This window comes from Synechococcus sp. HJ21-Hayes (assembly GCF_024345835.1).
Classification (GTDB): domain Bacteria; phylum Cyanobacteriota; class Cyanobacteriia; order PCC-6307; family Cyanobiaceae; genus Vulcanococcus.
The window spans coordinates 54,350-72,312 of the sequence record NZ_JAGQBW010000013.1 but is presented as its reverse complement, the minus strand read 5'-3'; the positions used below and the strand labels follow the sequence as shown (position 1 = coordinate 72,312).

Here is a 17,963-nt window from a genome sequence, read left to right as displayed (position 1 = left end):
CAGCCAATGGAGACACGCCCCGATGCCGATGTTGACCTACTGATCACCGGCCCAGACGGCTGGCTGGCGACCCGTGATCTGGCCCGCCTGCTGCTGCATTGACAGGACATCCGGTGTCCACAGCAAAGAGCTACTGCCACTACGACGAAGAACCTGAACACCTCGAACTCGACCGCGCCGCTTGGATCAGGCGCGCTGCCTGGAGATGGCTGCGGCGTTGTGACGGGAGGTCAGCGACTCGGAGAGGAACCGAGATCCCAGTCCCTAGACACTAGAAAGGGGCCTTCCAGCCCCCACGGATCATTTGGGTGATAAGGCTGATCTACCCCATCTCCCTAACTAGGGTCAGGCGGCCACAGGGGCGGTCTGACGGGAGAAACGAACGATGTTGTTCGCTGTTACGTGTTTGCTCTTACCGAGCAGGCTTCAGTCACCCTCCTGATGCCCCGTCGAAACCATTGCAGCCCCGGCAAAAGCCCCGGCAGTGCCGAGAGCGGGGGAATGGAGCTGAGCGGAATCGAACCGCTGTCCGAAACATTGGTGTGAGCCACCTAGTCCGGCCGAAACCGGACTCCTTCATTGTGGCAGCAGGACCAGGCAGCAGGTGGGGTGGGCATGACCGAACGCAACTGGACGCCATCCCGCACAGCGGCATTCCCCTGCCTGGCCGTGGTGCCACCGGGGCTGGAGGAGGCGGCCGCGGCTGAGCTGGCGGCCCTGGGGGCCACCGGGGTGAGGCCCCTGCGGCGGGCGGTGCGCTGTCAGACGGATCTAGCCACGTACTACCGCCTGCACCTGCAGGCCCGCTTGCCCTTCCGACTGCTGCGCCAGCTGGCGGCCTTCCCCTGCCGCGGACGCGACGACCTTTACTGGGGCGTGCAGGAAGCGGCCGACTGGGGCTTCTGGCTCCCTCCCGAGGCCAGCTTCCGCGTGGATGCCAGCGGCAGCATCCCCGGGCTGAACCACAGCCACTACAGCGCCCTGCAGGTGAAGAACGCCCTGGTGGATGGCCAGCGCCAGGCCTGGGGCGCGCGCTCCTCGGTGAATCTCGACAACCCCGACCTGGCCCTGCACCTGCACCTGAGTCCTGGCCGTCCTGGCCAGATCCCGGAGGCGATCCTGAGCCTGGATGGCAGTGGCGAGAGCCTGCATCGCCGGGGCTACCGGGCCCGCATGGGCCTAGCGCCGCTGAAGGAAAACCTCGCCGCTGGCCTGATCGCCCTCACCGGCTGGAACGGCAGCGTGCCCCTGGCCGATCCCCTGTGCGGCTCCGGCACGCTGCTGATCGAGGCGGCCTGCCAGGTGCTGGGGCGCGCTCCTGGCCTGGGGCGAGGCTTTGCCCTGGAACGCTGGCCGGATTTCGATGCCGGCCTGTGGCGCCAGGAAGTGGCAACCGCCCAAGACCTGGCCCGCACAGCGCTGCCAGAAAACATCCCCCTGGCCCCGATCGTGGGCAACGAGGCGGATCCGGAGGTGCTGGAGCAGGCGCAGGACAATGCGGAGGACGCCGGGGTGGCCCCCTGGCTGCAGCTGCAGCGCGGCGACTGCCGCGACTTCGTGCCCCCTTCTACCCCGGGGATCCTGGTGTGCAACCCGCCCTACGGCGAGCGGATCGGGGCGGGCGAGGCCCTGGAACAGCTCTACAGCGACCTGGGCCAGATGCTCAAGCAGCGCTGCGGCGGTTGGACCCTGTGGCTACTCAGCGGCAACCCCGAACTCACGGGAGCCCTGCGGATGAAAGCCAGCCGCAAACTGCCCGTGAGCAATGGCGGCATCGACTGCCGCTGGCTCCAGTACGAAATCCGCTAGCGCCCCACCAGGGCCCGGGTGGTCTTGGTGATGCCGGCCATGGTTTCGGGCAGATAGGGGCCCTTGGTCATTTGGCCCCCTACCCGCAGGAACAGGCCGGTGAGCAGCAGATTCAGGCCCGCCAGCACCAACACCGCCTGAATCCAGCCCCAGCCCAGCCCCAGATGAAGCCAGAGCACCAGCGCCAGTTCCGCGGCGATCAAGGCCAGCAACAACGTGGCCAGCCCCCCCATCAGCAGCACGGCACCGCTGATCAAACGGCGCTTTTCGCGGTCGGCCTCCTGCAGGGCAATGCGCACGTGCAGATCCATCACCGAGGTCACCAGTCCGGTGACCCTGGAGGCGGCCTGCAGAGGCAGCCCGCGGGAACGGCGCTCGCCGCTGGGCCGATCCCCACCAGCCCCATTGCCGTTGCTCGTGGTCATGCGGATCGGCGGCCGGATGCCAGCAGCAGGCCGGTGAGCAGACCCACCCCGGCGGCGATCCCCAGGGCCATGAGCGGACGCTCCCGCACAGGCTTCTCGATCCGGGGCCGCAGGCTGGTGTTCAACTCATCGAGCAGATGCTCGAGCTGATCTTCCAAGGGCTTGAGCGAATCGGCGAGGTGGTGGGCCTGGTCCGTGGTGACATGCACCAGGTCCATCAGCTGGGCCTTGACGCCCTCGCTGGTGCGACCAGTCTGGCGAGCGATCACATCCACCACCAGATCCAGACTGCCGCGGGTGGCTTCCAGCGTGTGGCGCGCCACCTCCGGCCATTCCCTCTGGATGATCGGCAGCAGCGCTTCAAAACGCTCGCGGAACAGGGCCGGTGCCGCGGGACGCGGAGCTGCGTCACCGCTGTCGCGTCCGGCTTCGGGCGGAGTGGAGACGGCCGTGCCGACTGGAGAGTCGTAGCCGTTGGCTGGGGTGTCTAAGTCCATGGTGCGACGGCGTTGACGCGGGACTGTCCTCACCGTAGGGACGGCGGCTTGAAATCGTCAGTGCTTGGGCTAGCTTTCTGGGTGCTCGGCGCTCGGGCCTGTTGGTTCACATCAATCAGGTAGCGCTCACGCATTTCAAGTCGTTCGGGGGGTCGATGACCATCCCCCTCGAACCGGGCTTCACGGTGGTGACGGGGCCCAACGGATCGGGCAAGAGCAACATCCTCGATGGGGTGCTCTTCTGCCTGGGCCTGGCCAACAGCCGCGGCATGCGGGCCGAGCGCCTGCCCGACCTCGTGAACAGTGCCGTGCTGCGGGATGGCAAGGCCGCCGAAACCGTGGTAACTGTGCGCTTCGACCTCAGCGACTGGCAGCCCGATGAGGCCGAAGCCGGGCTGGAGGCGCCGGCGGAGGGCCCCTGGATTCAGCCGGGCCAGAAGGAATGGAGCGTGACCCGCAAGCTGCGGGTGGCCCCAGGCGGCACCTACAGCAGCAGCTACAGCGCGGAAGGTGTGCCCTGCAACCTCCAACAGCTGCAGACCCAGCTGCGGCGCCTGCGGGTGGATCCCGAGGGCAGCAACGTGGTGATGCAGGGCGACGTGACCCGCATCGTGTCGATGAGTGCCCGCGACCGGCGGGGCCTGATCGATGAACTGGCCGGGGTGGCCCTGTTCGATTCCCGCATCGAACAGACCCGCAGCAAGCTTAAGGAGGTGCAGGAACGCGAAGAGCGCTGCGCCATCGTGCAGCAGGAGCTGCTGATCTCGCGCCAGAAACTGGAGCGCGACTGCGCCAAGGCCCGCACCTATCAGGGCCTTAAGGAGCGCCACCACCTGGGCCGCCTACAGGAGAAGGTGCTGGGCTTCGAGCAGACCCAGGCAGACGTCCACAGCCTCAAGAGCCGCCAGGAGGCCCTCGCCAAACAACAGGACGCCGATCGCACGGCGGTGAGCGAGGGCCGCGCCGCCCTGGAGCAGGCCGCCCAGGCCCTCGAACTGCTGCAGGCCGAAGTGAAGGCCCTCGGTGAAGACAGCCTGCTGGCCGTGCAATCGGAACTGGCAGGCCTGGAGGCAAGGGGCCGCGAACTGGCACGGCAGGCCGAGAAGCACCAGCTGAGTGCCGAAGAGCTGCAACGCCAACGCCACGAGCTGGCGCGCCAGCAGGGCAACTTGCGCCAACAGCAAGGGGAACTGGCCGCCGCGGACGACCGCTCCAGCCTCGAGCAGGCCGAAGGGGAGTGCCGCGCCGCCGAGGCCGCCGTGGAACTCTCGCGCCGGCGGCTGGGCGAGGTGGCCGGCCGCAGCGGCAACTGGCTCGAGGAGCAGAAACAGCGCAGCCGCCAGCGCCAGGAGCTGCAGGGTCAGGTGTCCCCGCGATTGGCGGAGCAACAGCAGCTGAGTGAGCGGCGGCGCCAGGAGCAGGAACGCCTGGCGGAACTGCGCCAGCAACTGGAGGAGGACGCCGCCAACAGCCAGGGGGTGGCCAGCGCCCTCGGCCAGCTAGAGGAGGAGTGGCAACTGCTGCTGAACGCCCTCCAGGCCGAGCAGGCCAAGGCCCAGGAGCTGGTGGAGGCGCTGGCACTGCAGCAGCGCACCCGCCAGCGATTGGAGCAGGAGCAGTCGAGCCTGGAACGGGAGATCGCCCGGCTCGAATCCCGGCGCGAGACCCTGCAGGAAAGCCGCGGCACCGGTGCCCTGCGGCTGCTGCTGGAGGCGGGGCTGGAGGGCATCCACGGCCCCGTGGCCCAGCTGGGTGAGGTGGAGGATGCCCACCGCCTGGCGCTGGAGGTGGCCGCCGGGGCGCGCCTGGGCCAGGTGGTGGTGGACGACGACCGCATCGCCGCCCGCGCCATCGACCTGCTCAAGAGTCGCCGGGCCGGGCGCCTCACCTTCCTGCCGCTCAACAAGATCCGGGGCAGCGGCGGTGCGGGTGCAGGCGCGGCCTTCGAGCGGGGAGCGGCGGCGGGCCGCAGTGGTGGCGGCGATGGGCTGGTGGGACGCGCCGTGGAGCTGGTGCGGTTTGAAGCGGTGTACGGCGAGGTGTTCCGCTACGTGTTCGGCGACACCCTGGTGTTCCGGGATCTGGCCAGCGCCCGGCGGGAACTGGGCCGCTGCCGGGCCGTGACCCTCGACGGGGAATTGCTGGAGAAGAGCGGCGCCATGACCGGCGGCAGTTTCCAGCAGCGGGGCAACCAGCTGAGCTTCGGCACCGCCAGCGACAACGACGAGGCCGAGCCCCTGCGCCGCCGCCTGTTGGACCTGGGCGAAACCCTGGTGGCCAGCCGCCGCAAAGAGGCGGAGCTGGGGCGCCAGTTGGAGGAGCTCAGGCCCCTGCTGAGCCGCCAGGAACAGCGGCGCGCCGCCCTCGAGGCGGAGCGCAAAGCCGCCCAGCGCTCCCATGGCCCCCTGCTCCAGCGCCGCGAACAGCTCAGCCAGCGCATTGGGCAGATCGAAGCTGAGCTCCAGGCCGCCCAGGAGCGGCTGATGGTGCTGGCCACGGAGCTGGCCCCGTTGCAGCAGCAGCTCAGCGCGCTCGAATCCGCCGAAGCCACAGCCCAGGCCTCCGGCGACAGCGAGCGCTGGCAGGGACTGCAACAGGAACTCGAGAGTGCCGATCAGCAGCTCACCGAGGCCCGGCGTCTGCGGGACGACCTGCTGGCGGCGCGGCGGGAACGGGGCCTGGCCGCCGAGCGGGTGGCCAGCCAATTGCAGGCCCTGGGCGCCGATGAGCAGCGTCTGGCCCAGGCTGTGAATGCCCTGGTGGCCGAACGCAGCCAATGGAAGGAACAGCAGCAGGCCGACCAGCAGCAACGGGCCGCCCTGGAGGTGCAGCAGCAGGAACTCCAGGCCCGCTTTGGCGAGCGGCGCCGCGCCCGCGATGAGGCGGAGACCCAGCTCTCCAATCAGCGGCAGACGTTGCAACAGAAGGAATGGGAACTGCAGCGGCTGGGGGAGGAACTGCTGTCCCTTGGCGAGCAGCAACGCAGCGCCACCCTGCGGCTGGACCAGCTGGAGAAGGAGCTGCCCGATCCCCTGCCAGAGGTTCCCGCCGAGGTGCGTGAGAACGGGCTGGACGCCCTGCAGGCGGAGTTGCGCAGCCTGCAGCAACGCATGGAAGCGCTGGAACCGGTGAACATGCTGGCCCTGCAGGAACTCGAAGACCTGGAGCAGCGCCTGGCCGACCTCCAGGACCGCCTCGACGTGCTCTGCAAGGAACGGGAGGAACTTCTGCTACGCATCGAGACCGTGGCCACCCTGCGCCAGGAGGCCTTCATGGAGGCCTTCACCGCCGTGGATGGGCACTTCCGCGAGATCTTCGCGGGCCTCTCCGATGGCGAGGGCTTCCTCCAACTGGAGAACCCCCAGGACCCACTCGAGGGCGGATTGAGCCTGGTGGCCCACCCGAAGGGCAAGGCCGTTCGACGGCTGGCCTCGATGAGCGGCGGCGAGAAATCCCTCACAGCCCTCAGCTTTCTGTTTGCCCTACAGCGTTTTCGGCCCTCGCCCTTTTATGCCCTGGACGAAGTGGACAGCTTCCTGGACGGCGTGAACGTGGAGCGACTGGCTGGCCTGATCGCACGCCAGGCCGATCAGGCCCAGTTCATGGTGGTCAGCCACCGTCGCCCCATGATCGCGGCCTCCACCCGCACCATCGGCGTGACCCAGGCCCGCGGTGCCCACACCCAGGTGGTGGGATTACCACCGGCGGCCTGAACACTCCCATCCAGCTTCTCGGCCACAATGCGCCCATGACAACGACACCCCCCGGCAGCGACCCGACCGCCACACCAAGCGATCGCCTCTGGCTGCGATCGGAGCTGATGGGGACCCAGGTGATCACCCGTGACACCGGCAGGCGGCTCGGTGTGGTGGGCGAGGTGGTGGTGGACATTGACCGCCGCGAGGTAGTGGCCTTGGGCCTGCGGGACAACCCCCTGACCCGCTTTCTGCCGGGATTACCCCGCTGGATGCCCCTGGAGAGCATCCGCCAGGTGGGCGACGTGATCCTGGTGGATTCGGCTGATTCCCTCTCCGAGGGATTCAACCCCGATCGCTACAGCAAGGTGATCAACTGCCAGGTGGTCACCGAGGCGGGCGAACAGCTGGGCCGGGTGCTGGGGTTCAGCTTCGACATCGAAACCGGCGAGCTCACCAGCCTGGTGCTGGGCGCTTTGGGGGTTCCCCTGCTCGGGGAAGGGGTGCTCAGCACCTGGGAGCTCACCGTGGAAGAAATCGTGAGCAGCGGGCCCGATCGGATCATCGTCTACGAGGGGGCCGAGGAGAAGCTCAAGCAGCTGGGCACCGGCCTGCTGGAAAAACTGGGGGTGGGCGGACCCAGTTGGGAACAGGAGGAGCGCGAGCGCTACCGGCTCAACATGGTGCCGGTGGAGAACCAGCTGGCGGCGGGGCAGCCCACCGCCCAGGAACAGCAGCGCCGCATCCAACCGGCAACTACCCGCAGCTTCGAGCCCGACGAGGCCTACGACTACGTGGAAGTGGACGAGCGCCGCGAGCGCGAACCGCTGCGCCAGCGCCGCTATCTCGATGAGGAGCCGCTCCGGGACGAGCGGCCCCGTAACCCCCAGCCAGCCCCGGGCGGGCGCCGCTACATCCGCGATGACGGCCCCTTGGACGTGGAGCCGCTGGACTACGACAGCCCCGCACCGCCCCGGCGCGACCTGGGCAACGACCCCTGGTGAGGGGTTCAGCCCTGCTGGGCCTCAAAAGCCAGGGAGGCTGAATTCACGCAATAGCGCAAGCCCGTTGGAGTGGGGCCATCGGGAAACACGTGGCCGAGATGGGCGTCGCAGTTGGCGCACTTGATCTCGGTGCGCACCATGCCGTGGCTCACGTCCTGATGGGTGCTGATGGCACCGGGTTTGGCCCCATCCCAGAAGCTGGGCCAGCCAGTACCGGATTCGAATTTGGTGTCGGAGTTGAACAGTTCGCTGCCGCAGCACACGCAGCGGTACATCCCCTGAGCTTTGTTGTCCCAGTAGATGCCGGTAAAGGCTCGCTCCGTACCGCCGAGGCGGGCCACCTGGAACTGCTCAGGGGTGAGCTTGTCGCGCCACTGCTCGTGGTCAGCGGCCCGCTCGGCGTGGCCCTGGGGCGTTCCGAAGGCGGCACAGGAGTTAGGCGTTGCGTCAGCCATCGCGAGGGGGAAACGGCAGTGCGCTCAAGTTAGGCAGCGGATTCCGAGGCCGGCGGCAGCAACTCCCGCACCAACGCCGCCAGGGCAGCCACGGCCCCAGGCTGGCCCCGCAGGCTGCGCAGGTCGTCGCGCATGCCCTCCAGACGCTCCGGATGGGCGAGCCAGTCGGCAGCTTCCGCGGCGATGGCCGCCGGGGTGATCGCCCCCACCCGCTCGGGCACTACCTGCCGCCCCGCGGAGATGTTCGGCCAGGCCAGGAATCCGTGGTGCCGCATGCGCCAGGCGGTGAGGGCAGCCCCAAGCAACCACTTGAGCAGGGGCAGACGGGCCAGGATCCCCAGACCCCCATCCCAGGCCTGCATCACATGCAAATGCTGGGTGGGCACTAACACGATCATCGGCACCCCCAGGGCACCGAGCTCGGCGGTGTTGGCCCCCACCGTGGTGAGGGCAAGACAGCATTGGCTGAGCACGCCATGGGCGGGCTGCTGCTCGATCAACAGGATGGTGGTGCCAGCTGCCGTCTGCAACGCCTGGCCCAAGGGCGTGTCCACGAGCTGCAGATCGCCGGCCTCATAGTGCGCGGCGATCGGGTTCGTGATGGGGCGTCCGTACGCCAGCAACTCAACCACGCTGGTGGTGGGCGCCACCGGTAACAGAAAGCGCGTGGAGCCATTCACCGCCGCCAACCGATCGGCAGTGTCCAGCAGGAAGGGCATGCCCACCTGCAGCTTGGCCCGCTTGGAGCCCGGCAACAGGGCCACCCACTGTCCGGGGGGCAAGGGGGAATCTCCCTGGGCCGATTCCGACAGGTCGGCCATCAGATCGCCCACCACGGTGCAACGCTTGTCCCAGCGGGCGGCCAGTCGATTCGCTGCGGCGGGCCCCATGGCCGCAATGCGGTCGTTCCAGCGGGGCCAGCGGGCCACCCACTCGGCATAGGTGAGATGGCGGTAGCCCAGCCGCGCCGAGAGCAGAACCGTCCAGAACTGATCACCACCCAGGAACACCACCACGCCCTGGCGAGGCCAGGGGCCGTAGCGGCGGGGCCGCAGCAACAGCCACCAGAAGCGCGAGGCCGGCAGGATGCGGGCAAACAGGGCCATGCCCGCCGCCACGCGATGCTCGCTGCCCGTGGCGTTCGGGCACGGCACGAGCACAAGATCCAGATCCACGGCAGCGCCGGGGACCCGTGGCATCAGGGGAAGCTCACGGTGCAGACGCTGGGCAAGGGGGCGCACCCAGGTGCTGAGTTCCCCGGGGCCGTTACACACCAGGACAATGGAGGCACGGGCTGCCGCTACGGGCTGCTGCTCAGACGCCAGCTGAACCACTCACAGAACGCGTCAACGGGAATCTGGGAGGGAGTTTTGAAATGCGGATGGCGAGACTTGAACTCGCAAGACCGAAGTCACACGCCCCTCAAACGTGCGTGTCTACCAATTCCACCACATCCGCGTGGTTGTGTAGGCCTGGCTATGGGGCCCGACCAGAACGCCTCGAACCACTGGGGTTGAGACGGGTTCTGACCAACTGAACCGCAGGAACAGCTGAACCAGACGAGGGGAGGAAGCAGCCCTGGGGCGTTCCTTCCGAGCAATATACCCATCGCCCGGGCCGGCCCCCATCCAGGTGAGCGCTGATACAGTCCCCAGCGGCCTGCGCTGCCGGATCTGCCGGACTGCCACTGGATGCCCATCGGCAAACTGCTGATCGCCAACCGTGGCGAAATCGCTCTTCGAATCCTGCGCAGCTGCCGAGAACTCGGCATCCCAACCGTGGCTGTGTACAGCACGGTGGACAAAAACGCGCTGCACGTTCAACTGGCCGATGAGGCGGTGTGCGTCGGCGACGCGCCCAGCAGCAAGAGCTACCTCAACATTCCGAACATCCTCGCTGCCGCCACCTCCCGCGGCGCCGATGCAATTCACCCGGGCTACGGCTTCCTGGCGGAAAACGATCGCTTCGCCGAAATCTGTGCGGCCCACGGCCTCACCTTCGTGGGCCCTTCGCCCGAAGCCATCCGGTCCATGGGCGACAAGTCCACCGCGAAGGCCACCATGCAGAAGGTGGGCGTGCCCACCATCCCCGGCAGCGAAGGCCTGCTGGAGAGTGTGGCCGAGGCCGCCCGCCTGGCTGACGCCATGGGCTACCCGGTGATGATCAAGGCCACCGCCGGCGGCGGTGGCCGGGGCATGCGCCTAGTCCCCGGCCCCGACCAACTGGAGAACCTGTTCAAGGCCGCCCAGGGCGAAGCGGAAGCCGCCTTCGGCAACCCAGGCCTCTACATGGAGAAATTCATCGACCGGCCCCGGCACGTGGAAGTGCAGGTGCTGGCCGATCGCCACGGCAACGTGGTGCACCTGGGTGAGCGCGATTGCTCCATCCAACGCCGTCACCAGAAGCTGCTGGAGGAAGCGCCAAGCGTTGCCATCAATGCCGACCTACGCCGTCAGATGGGCGATGCTGCCGTAGCCGCAGCCCGCACCATTGGCTACGAGGGCGCCGGCACCGTGGAGTTCCTGGTGGATCGCAGCGGCAGCTTCTATTTCATGGAGATGAACACCCGCATTCAGGTGGAGCATCCCGTCACTGAGATGGTGACGGGCGTTGACCTGATTGCCGAGCAGCTGCGCATCGCCGGCGGGCTGCCCATCTCCCTGACCCAGGACCAGATCAAGCTCACCGGTCACGCCATCGAGGTGCGCATCAACGCCGAGGATCCGCGCCAGAACTTCCGGCCGGCCCCCGGCAAGATCACTGGCTGGCTGCCCCCCGGCGGCCCCGGCGTGCGCTTCGATAGCCACGTCTACACGGGCTATGAGATCCCCCCCTTCTACGACTCGCTGATCGGCAAGCTGATCGTGTGGGGCACCGACCGTGACCACGCCCTCCGGCGCCTGCGACGGGCCCTCTCGGAATGCGCGGTGACGGGCATTCCCACCACCATCGAGTTCCATCTGCAACTGCTGGATCGCCCGGAATTCCAGGCGGGGGATGTGCACACAAAATTTGTTGAGCAGGAGATGCTGCCGCAGATGGGCAAGTAAGCCCAGCGCAGCACCGCCCTCAGGCCGCCACCACACTGGCGCGGATCATCACCTGGGTCACCAGCCCCTGCTGACCCACCAGCAGCTCCCGCACCAGACTGATCAGCCCCACCCAGATCACCGGGGTGACATCCACGCCGCCGATGGGGGCCACCAGTTTGCGGGTGAAGCCCAGCAGCGGCTCCGTGGGCCAGCCCACCAGCCGTAAGGCTCCCTTGTTGAGATCCAGCTGCGGATACCAGGTGAGCACGATGCGGAACAGGAACAGCAGCGTCCAGCCCGAGAGCAGCAGGCCCAGCAACAAATGCACCCCTGGAAGAGCCGGGCGGACCAGGGAGAGAAGCTCAGGTCCCGTCACAAAGCTCTAAGCAGCTGGGCCTTGATCGTAGGAAGTCGCCATCACTGCCTAGGATCCGCCACGGATTAGTCGGTGCCATGACCCCTTCCCTCGCCAACTTCCTGAGCAGCCTCCTGTGGGGTGCGGTGATCGTGGTGGTGCCCATCAGCATCGCCCTGGTGCTGATCAGCCAGAACGACCGCGTTGACCGCAAGCTCTGAGCTGCTGCTGGCCTTGGAGCCCCTAGCGGCTCCCAGCAACCCGCCTACAGTGGCAACACAGGGCCTCTTGATCTGTGGTTAACGCCAGCCTGAATTGGGCCAGCATTGTCGGCATTGTGCTGGCTGTTGGCGGAGCCCTCCTCTACTTCATGAGGAGCTTCAAGCCAGCCTTGGCGCGCGACTACGACGTGTTTTTTGCCGCCGTGGGCCTCCTCTGCGGCGGCATTTTGTTCTTTCAGGGTTGGCGCCTCGATCCAATCCTCCAGTTCGGCCAGTTCCTGCTGGCCGGCACCACGGTGTTCTTCGCCTACGAGAGCGTGCGCCTGCGGGGCGTCACCACCGAACAGGCCCGCCGCTCCTCCTACTTCGACGACGATGAGCCCCCCGCCAGCCCCCGCATGGGGGGTGGACGGGAGTGGGGTGAAGGTGTGGACCGCTTCGACGAACCCCAGCCGCTGCGGCGCCGGATCCGCTCCCGGGAAGACGGCTACGACGAAGGGCGCCCCGAGGAGGATGACTTCTACCGCCCCCGCCGCCCTGCGGCCCGGGCAGCCATCCCCGAGCGGGCAGCCTCCCGCGGGGGGCGTCCGGAACCCGGCCCCTCAGACGCTCCGAGCCGTTTCCGAGCGGGCGGCCCATCCACCGCTGGTTCCGCCCCCGTGGATTTCGGCTCCCGTCGCCAAGGCCGCGACGACCAGCGCCGCGGCAGCAGGCCCGCCGCCCCTGCCGCCGAGAGCATGCCTCGCTCCAGTCGGCGCCCTGCCCCTGGGGTTCCCCAAGGCTCTCCCTATCAGGAGCGCCCCAGCAACGATCGGCCCAGCCCTAGCAACGGCCCTGCTGCCCCAGCTGTGAGTGATGCCGATTTCAGCCCCGTGCGGCCCAGCCCGCGCCAGGCGGCTGGCGCCCCCCGCGACAACAGCTCTCGCTTCGACGACTGACGGCCCTGGGCTTGTCCGTTCAACCCCACAGCTCTAGCCGCTACCGCTGGGCCGGCCTCGCCACCCTGCTCAGCACCAGCCTGTGGCTCTGGGGGTGTGGCACTCCCTGGGAACTGCGTCGCCAGCCGGCCGCGCCCCTGGGCATCGGCCAGGAAGCCCGCCAGGATCCCGCCCTCAGTGGCGATGGCAGGCTGCTGGCCTCGGTGGTGGAACGGGGAGGGCGCAGCACGGTGATCCTGCAGGAGCGCAGCAGCGGCAAGGTCCTTCCCCTGCACCACCTGCGGCGGCAGCAACCCCACAGCTCACCCTCCCTGAGCTGGAACGGCCGTTACCTGGCCTTGGTGGTGCAGCAAGGACCGCAGCGTCAGGCCGTGATCGAAGATCGCGCCAACGGACAACTGCACCCACTGCTGCTGCCGGCCGGCCGCGAACCCCAACGGCTCAGCCTCGCCCCCGATGCCCGCCGGGTGGTCCTCGAGGTGCTCGACAACGGCCAGTCCCGCGTGGAGGTGTTTGACCTGAGCGGGCTGCTCGAGCCAGACCAGGCCCCGGGGCAGCCCGTGAGCGGCGGCGGCGGGCTAACGCGATGAAATCAAGAGCCCTGCTGGCTATGGCGCTTACGCTCTCGAGCCTGCTAGGGGGGTGCCTGGGCGGCAACCTGAGGCCACTGCAAGGCCTCAACCTCCAGCTCGCCCGTGGCGGCACCAGCCATTCCCCAGCACTGAGCGGCAACTGGCTGGCCCTGATCACGGGCCGCGAGGGCCGCGAACAGGTTCAAATGGTGAACCTGAGCAGCTCCGCCCCCGTGCCCCTGCTGGGCCTGAACCGCCCCGACGCCCAACCGCTCAGCGTCACGGTGGATCAGCGGGGTGAGCGACTGGCGCTGGTGCGCCAACGGGAGGGACGCACGGAGCTGGTGCTCTACCGGCGCTCTTTGCAGAACCTGCAAGCAATTCCCATGGAACCGGCCGGTGTTCCCCGCCGGGTGCAACTCAGCGCCGACGGCCGCGTTCTTGCCGTGGAAGTGAGTCGGGGCGGGCAGTGGCAGGTGGACCTACTAACCCTGCCCTGAACCCGGTGCGCTAAGCCCCAGCTCAGGACACGAAGCCTGCCCACTGCAGGAAGGTTTGGCCACTCAGCGCCTCCAACAGCAGGATCGCAGCAAAGCCAACCATGGCGAAGCGACCATTCACACGCTCGGCGTAGGTACTCCAACCGAAGGCCGGCACATCGTTGGTGGTGGCACTGGTGGCCGGGGGCTCCAGCTGAGGGCTGGGGACATCGGCAGGTAGCGGAGCGGAAGGGGGCATGGGGGAATCAGGCGCCGGGGTTGAAGTCATAGCTGGCGGCGGGGATCAACTTCCAGCCGCCCTGGCCGTCCAGTTGCAGCACGGTGTCGTGGAAGGCCTTGAGGGTGGGGCGATGGCCCACGCTCACAAAGGCCATCTCGCGCTGGGTGAGCAGCTGATAGAGGCGCTTCTCGGTGGTTACATCCAAGGCACTGGTGGCCTCATCGAGCACCACAAACCGCGGCGAGTTCAGCAACAGCCGTGCAAAGGCGAGGCGTTGCTGCTCCCCAAGGGAGAGCAGCCGCTGCCAATCCTGCTTGATATCGAAATCGGGATAACGCTGCACCAACTCCAGCAAACACACCTCCTCAAGCACGCTGCGCAGGTGCTCATCTGTGAAGCGGCTGGGGTTCTGGGGGTAGCAGAGCTGCTCGCGCAGGCTGCCCAGAATCATGTAAGGCTTCTGAGGAATGAACAGCAGCTCCAGAAGCGGCGGCCGCTCCACCTCGCCGGCGGCGGGCGGCCAGAGGCCACTCACCATGCGCAGAAGGGACGTCTTGCCGCAGCCACTGGGACCCACCACCAGCACCCGCTGATTGAAGCCCACCTCCAGGCTCAGATCCCGGATCAGCAGGCGATCGCTCTGGGGGGGAACCAAATCCACATGGCTCAGCAGAATCGAAGCCCCAGCCCGTTCCCGCGAACTAGACGCCTCTTCAGCGCTGTTGATCGCCTCCACCTTGCCCTGGAAACCTTCCAGTCGGCTGATGGAAGCGGAGAAGGCCGCCAGGCGATCGATGTTATTCACGATGTAACTCACCGAAAACAACACCTGACTGAAGGCAATGCTCGCCTGTCCAAACACCCCGAAGTCCACCTGCTTGGCGAAATAGATTGGGGCAATCACCAGCCAGGGAAGGAAGCGCGAGAAGTAGTCGTAGGAGCGCTGGATCACACTGATCAGCGCCTCCCAGACAATCAGTTTGTTGTAGTTACGAATGGCACCACCCAGGCGCCTCCCGGCCTCGCGGGACTCCTGCTCCTCGCCCCGGTAGAAGGCAATCGATTCGGCGTTATCGCGGATATGTACTAGGCCATAACGGAAGTCGGCTTCCAGACGCAGCTGGTCATAGTTGAGGGCCACCAGCTTGCGGCTGGCAAAGATGATCACGGCCGTACCCGCCACCGAATACACCAGGAGCCAAAGGGCCAATTTGGTGCTGATGGTCCACAGCACCACAATAAAGCTCACAAAGGTGAGCAGTGCCGAGACAATCTCAACGGTGACACTTAGGCTGGTACTGGTGAAACTGGCTGCATCCTGGGAAATCCGCTGATCGGGATTATCGATCTCTTCGGCCGTTTCATCATTGGGGTTGAGAACGTAGTAGGCCCGATTAGAGAGGTAACGGGTCAACAAGCGGCCGCTCAACCACTCGCGCCACAGCAGGCCAAGCCGGGGAATCAGATAACTCTGCAGGGCTCTGATCGGCAGCGCCAGTACCAGGCAGAAGGCATAAATCGCCACCACCTGCCAAAACTGATCAGCTTGGTAGGCCACCAGGGTATTGTCAACATTGCGGGCCACATAACTGATACCCACGTTGATGCCATTGATCACCAGGATCAGCAGCGTGATCACCCCCATCAACAGCCAGGGCAACCAGCGCCCTTGGCGCAACTTGCCGCGCAGAGCAACAAAACAGCCGATTCCAGCGGCGAACAGCACCATCAGCACGGCCCCAAGCGGACTGCGCCAGATGGCGGCCACCTGCTGGGGAACTCCAGGCAGGAAACGGCCCTGCAGCTCGGGAATCAAGGCACCGGACAGGGTCACAACACCGGTGAGCAGCAACAATGTGCTTCCCACAACCACCGCCAACAGGGAGCTGATCAACAGCAGGAACTGCCAAGCGCGGGTTTCCTCAAGCGGCAGGAAGTAGGGCTGGGCCAGTCGCTGCAGCTTGCCAAGCTGGCTGCGGAAAGCCGACAGGGGGCTCATGACGGTGGGCAAGTGCCGCCATTCTCACCGCTGCTGGGGGCAACCGAGAACAGGTGACCGGTTACCCGGGTGGCCACGCCAGGGCACGGCCGCCAATCACGTGGACGTGCAGGTGAAAGACCGTCTGGCCGGCTTCGGCACCGCTGTTGATCACGGTACGGAACCCCGTGAGCCCCTCCTGACGAGCCACCTGGGCTGCCACTAGCAGGAGATGGCCCAGTAACTCAGCGTGCTGCGGCTCGGCTTCCGCCAGGTTCACGATGGGCTGCCGGGGGATCACCAGGATGTGCACCGGAGCCTGGGGCTGCACATCCCGGAAGGCCAGGCAGCGCTCGTCGGCAAACACCTGATCGCACGGAATCTCTCCTCGCAGGATGCGGCCAAAAATCGTGTCGTTGACGGGCTCAGCCATAGCCAGCGGCGGCGGTTGCAAGCGGGCAGACGCAACAGGGGTGGAACAACACCTCTGGTTTGTCCTGAGGGCTGATGTTGGCACGATGCAGCGGCGGGGCCCTGCTGGGGCTAGAAGCCGTGGAGGTGTCCGTGGAGGTGGACATCGCCCCAGGGCTACCTGGGCTGCTGATGGTGGGATTGGCTGACGCGGCCGTGCAGGAATCGCGCGAGCGGGTGCGTGCCGCGGTGCGCAACAGCGGGCTGCGCATGCCTCTCACCCGGGTGATCGTGAATCTGGCTCCGGCCGACCTACGCAAAGAAGGGCCGGCCTTCGATCTGCCGATCGCCCTGGCGGTGCTGGTGGCCAGCGGCCAACTGGCGCCTCCCCTGCTGGAGGGCATCTGGGCCGCGGGCGAACTGGGCCTGGATGGCAGTCTGCGGCCGGTGCGCGGCGCCGTGGCCCTGGCCCTCGCAGCCCGGCGGGCCGGTGCGCGAGCCCTGGTGATCCCGCAAGCCAACGCCACTGAAACAGCCCTGGTGGAGGGGCTAAGGGTATGGGCGGCCGCCGATTTACCACAGGTGCTGGCGCTGCTGGCCAACCCCGCGCTGGCGAACCGAACCACGCTGCCCTGCACCGCCACCCCGGCCTCTGCCGACGGACCAGACCTGGCCGAAGTGCAGGGGCAGCTGCATGGCCGCCGAGCCCTGGAGATCGCCGCGGCCGGGGGCCATCACCTGCTGCTGGTGGGTCCCCCCGGGAGCGGCAAAACCATGCTGGCTCGCCGCCTGTCGACGCTACTGCCACCCCTGGAGCGCGACGAAGCCCTGGAACTCAGCCAGCTCTATTCCGTGGCCGGCCTGCTGAGCCAGGGCCTCGGCCTGCAGCAACAGCGACCTTTTCGTGCCCCGCACCATGGCTGCTCCAGTGCGGCCCTGGTGGGCGGCGGCAGCATTCCTAGGCCGGGAGAACTGGCCCTCGCCCACCGCGGCGTGCTGTTTCTGGATGAGCTGGCGGAATTCCGGCGGGACGTGTTGAACCAGCTGCGCCAGCCCCTGGAGGAGGGGGAAGTCTGGGTGAGTCGCGCCAGGCAGCGGGTGCGTTTCCCCTGCGAGATTGCCCTGGTGGCAGCCACCAATCCCTGCCCCTGCGGCTGGTTTGGCGATCCCTTGCGACCCTGCCGCTGCGGCACCGGCCTGCGGGAGCGCTACTGGGGCAAGCTCACCGGCCCGCTGATGGACCGCATTGATCTGCAGGTGGTGGTGCGCCGACTGGATGCAGCGGACCTGGGCCGTCGCTATCGCCCGGACAGCCACCAGAGCGCACCGGAATCCAGCGCAGAGGTAGCGGCCCGGGTAGCCGCCGCCCGCTCACGCATGGGCCAGCGCAACCCCAGTGGCATTGCCAACAGCCGCCTGAGCGGCCAGCAGCTCCGCCAGCACGGCCAGTTCGAGCCCCTGGCTCTGGAGCTTTGGCAGGAGGCCATGGAGCAGCGCGGCCTGAGCGCCCGATCCTGCGAGCGGGTGCTGCGGGTTGCCCGCACCATCGCCGACCTCAGCGGAGACCCCAGGGTCGGCCCCGGCGCCGTGGCCGAGGCCCTGAACTACCGCAGCTTTGATCAGGGCCGCGAGCCCGGCTGAGCCAGGGAGCGATCAACCCTTGTGGGGATGATCGCGGTAGGGCTGAACGCCCACGTTCGGAGGCCTCTGCAGGCGGTCTTGCCGCGGGTCGCCAAAAGCATGGGCCACGCTTGTTCCGAACCAGCTGGTGAGTGCAGCCATGAGCTTGTCCACGGGAACCTCCGGTGGGATCAGTCCCATCATCGGCACGGCCACAACAAAGCGGGAACC

At 67.3% G+C, this 17,963-nt stretch carries 17 protein-coding genes and 1 tRNA gene; 9 read left to right on the top strand and 9 right to left on the bottom strand.

Annotation, left to right across the window (positions count from 1 at the left end):
- Positions 1-615: 615 nt before the first annotated feature.
- Positions 616-1,809 carry a THUMP domain-containing class I SAM-dependent RNA methyltransferase gene (locus KBZ14_RS11200; protein WP_255118412.1) on the top strand — a complete coding sequence of 398 codons (1,194 nt, stop codon included), beginning with the start codon at positions 616-618 and terminating at the stop codon, positions 1,807-1,809.
- Here KBZ14_RS11200 and KBZ14_RS11195 read toward each other — a convergent pair.
- Complete coding sequence (locus KBZ14_RS11195; RefSeq protein WP_255118411.1) at positions 1,806-2,234, bottom strand: phage holin family protein; 429 nt, start codon at positions 2,232-2,234, stop codon at positions 1,806-1,808. The genes KBZ14_RS11200 and KBZ14_RS11195 overlap by 4 nt on opposite strands.
- Positions 2,231-2,731, bottom strand: coding sequence for a glycine zipper domain-containing protein (locus KBZ14_RS11190; protein ID WP_255118410.1), 501 nt, complete (start codon positions 2,729-2,731; stop codon positions 2,231-2,233). The genes KBZ14_RS11195 and KBZ14_RS11190 overlap by 4 nt, the downstream gene beginning before the upstream one ends.
- A gap of 101 nt (positions 2,732-2,832) precedes the next feature.
- On the opposite strand from KBZ14_RS11190, the gene smc reads away from it, so the two are divergent.
- Complete coding sequence (gene smc, locus KBZ14_RS11185) at positions 2,833-6,444, top strand: chromosome segregation protein SMC (protein ID WP_255118409.1); 3,612 nt, start codon at positions 2,833-2,835, stop codon at positions 6,442-6,444.
- A 35-nt stretch (positions 6,445-6,479) separates the two neighbouring features.
- Positions 6,480-7,430, top strand: coding sequence for a PRC-barrel domain-containing protein (locus tag KBZ14_RS11180; protein ID WP_255118408.1), 951 nt, complete (start codon positions 6,480-6,482; stop codon positions 7,428-7,430).
- 5 nt (positions 7,431-7,435) lie between these two features.
- Here KBZ14_RS11180 and msrB read toward each other — a convergent pair whose 3' ends face one another.
- From msrB to KBZ14_RS11165, 3 genes are all read right to left on the bottom strand, one after another.
- A complete protein-coding gene (gene msrB / locus KBZ14_RS11175; protein ID WP_255118407.1) occupies positions 7,436-7,885 on the bottom strand; it encodes a peptide-methionine (R)-S-oxide reductase MsrB in 450 nt (149 codons plus the stop codon).
- A gap of 29 nt (positions 7,886-7,914) precedes the next feature.
- Entirely contained in the window at positions 7,915-9,219 is a 1,305-nt protein-coding gene (locus tag KBZ14_RS11170; RefSeq protein ID WP_255118406.1) for a glycosyltransferase family protein, read from the bottom strand.
- A gap of 42 nt (positions 9,220-9,261) precedes the next feature.
- A tRNA-Leu gene (locus tag KBZ14_RS11165) sits at positions 9,262-9,343 on the bottom strand.
- A gap of 233 nt (positions 9,344-9,576) precedes the next feature.
- Between KBZ14_RS11165 and accC the strand changes: the two genes are divergently transcribed.
- Positions 9,577-10,935 carry an acetyl-CoA carboxylase biotin carboxylase subunit gene (gene accC / locus KBZ14_RS11160; protein ID WP_255118405.1) on the top strand — a complete coding sequence of 453 codons (1,359 nt, stop codon included), beginning with the start codon at positions 9,577-9,579 and terminating at the stop codon, positions 10,933-10,935.
- Positions 10,936-10,954: 19 nt separating this feature from the next.
- Here the strand turns inward: accC and KBZ14_RS11155 are convergent, their stop codons facing one another.
- Positions 10,955-11,293: a YggT family protein gene (locus KBZ14_RS11155; RefSeq protein ID WP_255118404.1), complete on the bottom strand. Its 339-nt coding sequence runs from the start codon at positions 11,291-11,293 to the stop codon at positions 10,955-10,957.
- A gap of 77 nt (positions 11,294-11,370) precedes the next feature.
- Between KBZ14_RS11155 and psbX the strand changes: the two genes are divergently transcribed.
- From psbX to KBZ14_RS11135, 4 genes are all read left to right on the top strand, one after another.
- Entirely contained in the window at positions 11,371-11,493 is a 123-nt protein-coding gene (psbX, locus tag KBZ14_RS11150; RefSeq protein ID WP_255118403.1) for a photosystem II reaction center X protein, read from the top strand.
- A gap of 74 nt (positions 11,494-11,567) precedes the next feature.
- On the top strand, positions 11,568-12,431 hold the full coding sequence (locus KBZ14_RS11145) for a Ycf66 family protein (protein WP_255118402.1): 864 nt from the start codon (positions 11,568-11,570) through the stop codon (positions 12,429-12,431).
- Positions 12,432-12,442: 11 nt separating this feature from the next.
- Positions 12,443-13,021 (top strand): TolB family protein, encoded by a 579-nt coding sequence (locus KBZ14_RS11140; RefSeq protein ID WP_255118401.1) that lies wholly within the window; start codon positions 12,443-12,445, stop codon positions 13,019-13,021.
- Positions 13,022-13,041: 20 nt separating this feature from the next.
- Entirely contained in the window at positions 13,042-13,503 is a 462-nt protein-coding gene (locus KBZ14_RS11135; protein WP_255118400.1) for a TolB family protein, read from the top strand.
- Positions 13,504-13,525: 22 nt separating this feature from the next.
- Here the strand turns inward: KBZ14_RS11135 and KBZ14_RS11130 are convergent, their stop codons facing one another.
- The 3 genes from KBZ14_RS11130 to KBZ14_RS11120 form a co-directional block, all read right to left on the bottom strand.
- Positions 13,526-13,741 carry a chlorophyll a/b-binding protein gene (locus tag KBZ14_RS11130; RefSeq protein WP_255118399.1) on the bottom strand — a complete coding sequence of 72 codons (216 nt, stop codon included), beginning with the start codon at positions 13,739-13,741 and terminating at the stop codon, positions 13,526-13,528.
- A gap of 7 nt (positions 13,742-13,748) precedes the next feature.
- Positions 13,749-15,722 carry an ABC transporter ATP-binding protein/permease gene (locus tag KBZ14_RS11125; protein WP_255118398.1) on the bottom strand — a complete coding sequence of 658 codons (1,974 nt, stop codon included), beginning with the start codon at positions 15,720-15,722 and terminating at the stop codon, positions 13,749-13,751.
- Between the two features lie 61 nt (positions 15,723-15,783).
- Complete coding sequence (locus tag KBZ14_RS11120) at positions 15,784-16,134, bottom strand: histidine triad nucleotide-binding protein (RefSeq protein WP_255118397.1); 351 nt, start codon at positions 16,132-16,134, stop codon at positions 15,784-15,786.
- 74 nt (positions 16,135-16,208) lie between these two features.
- Between KBZ14_RS11120 and KBZ14_RS11115 the strand changes: the two genes are divergently transcribed.
- Complete coding sequence (locus KBZ14_RS11115; protein WP_255118396.1) at positions 16,209-17,753, top strand: YifB family Mg chelatase-like AAA ATPase; 1,545 nt, start codon at positions 16,209-16,211, stop codon at positions 17,751-17,753.
- The last annotated feature ends 210 nt before the right edge of the window (positions 17,754-17,963 follow it).

Excerpts from the sequence above, each read along its gene's own strand:
- KBZ14_RS11180 (WP_255118408.1), top strand. The coding sequence starts at position 6,480 with ATGACAACGACACCCCCCGGCAGCGACCCGACCGCCACACCAAGCGAT.
- KBZ14_RS11115 (WP_255118396.1), top strand. The coding sequence starts at position 16,209 with ATGTTGGCACGATGCAGCGGCGGGGCCCTGCTGGGGCTAGAAGCCGTG.
- KBZ14_RS11190 (WP_255118410.1), bottom strand. The coding sequence starts at position 2,731 with ATGGACTTAGACACCCCAGCCAACGGCTACGACTCTCCAGTCGGCACG.
- KBZ14_RS11195 (WP_255118411.1), bottom strand. The coding sequence starts at position 2,234 with ATGACCACGAGCAACGGCAATGGGGCTGGTGGGGATCGGCCCAGCGGC.
- KBZ14_RS11135 (WP_255118400.1), top strand. The coding sequence starts at position 13,042 with ATGGCGCTTACGCTCTCGAGCCTGCTAGGGGGGTGCCTGGGCGGCAAC.
- msrB (WP_255118407.1), bottom strand. The coding sequence starts at position 7,885 with ATGGCTGACGCAACGCCTAACTCCTGTGCCGCCTTCGGAACGCCCCAG.
- KBZ14_RS11200 (WP_255118412.1), top strand. The coding sequence starts at position 616 with ATGACCGAACGCAACTGGACGCCATCCCGCACAGCGGCATTCCCCTGC.
- psbX (WP_255118403.1), top strand. The coding sequence starts at position 11,371 with ATGACCCCTTCCCTCGCCAACTTCCTGAGCAGCCTCCTGTGGGGTGCG.
- accC (WP_255118405.1), top strand. The coding sequence starts at position 9,577 with ATGCCCATCGGCAAACTGCTGATCGCCAACCGTGGCGAAATCGCTCTT.
- KBZ14_RS11130 (WP_255118399.1), bottom strand. The coding sequence starts at position 13,741 with ATGCCCCCTTCCGCTCCGCTACCTGCCGATGTCCCCAGCCCTCAGCTG.
- KBZ14_RS11120 (WP_255118397.1), bottom strand. The coding sequence starts at position 16,134 with ATGGCTGAGCCCGTCAACGACACGATTTTTGGCCGCATCCTGCGAGGA.
- KBZ14_RS11125 (WP_255118398.1), bottom strand. The coding sequence starts at position 15,722 with ATGAGCCCCCTGTCGGCTTTCCGCAGCCAGCTTGGCAAGCTGCAGCGA.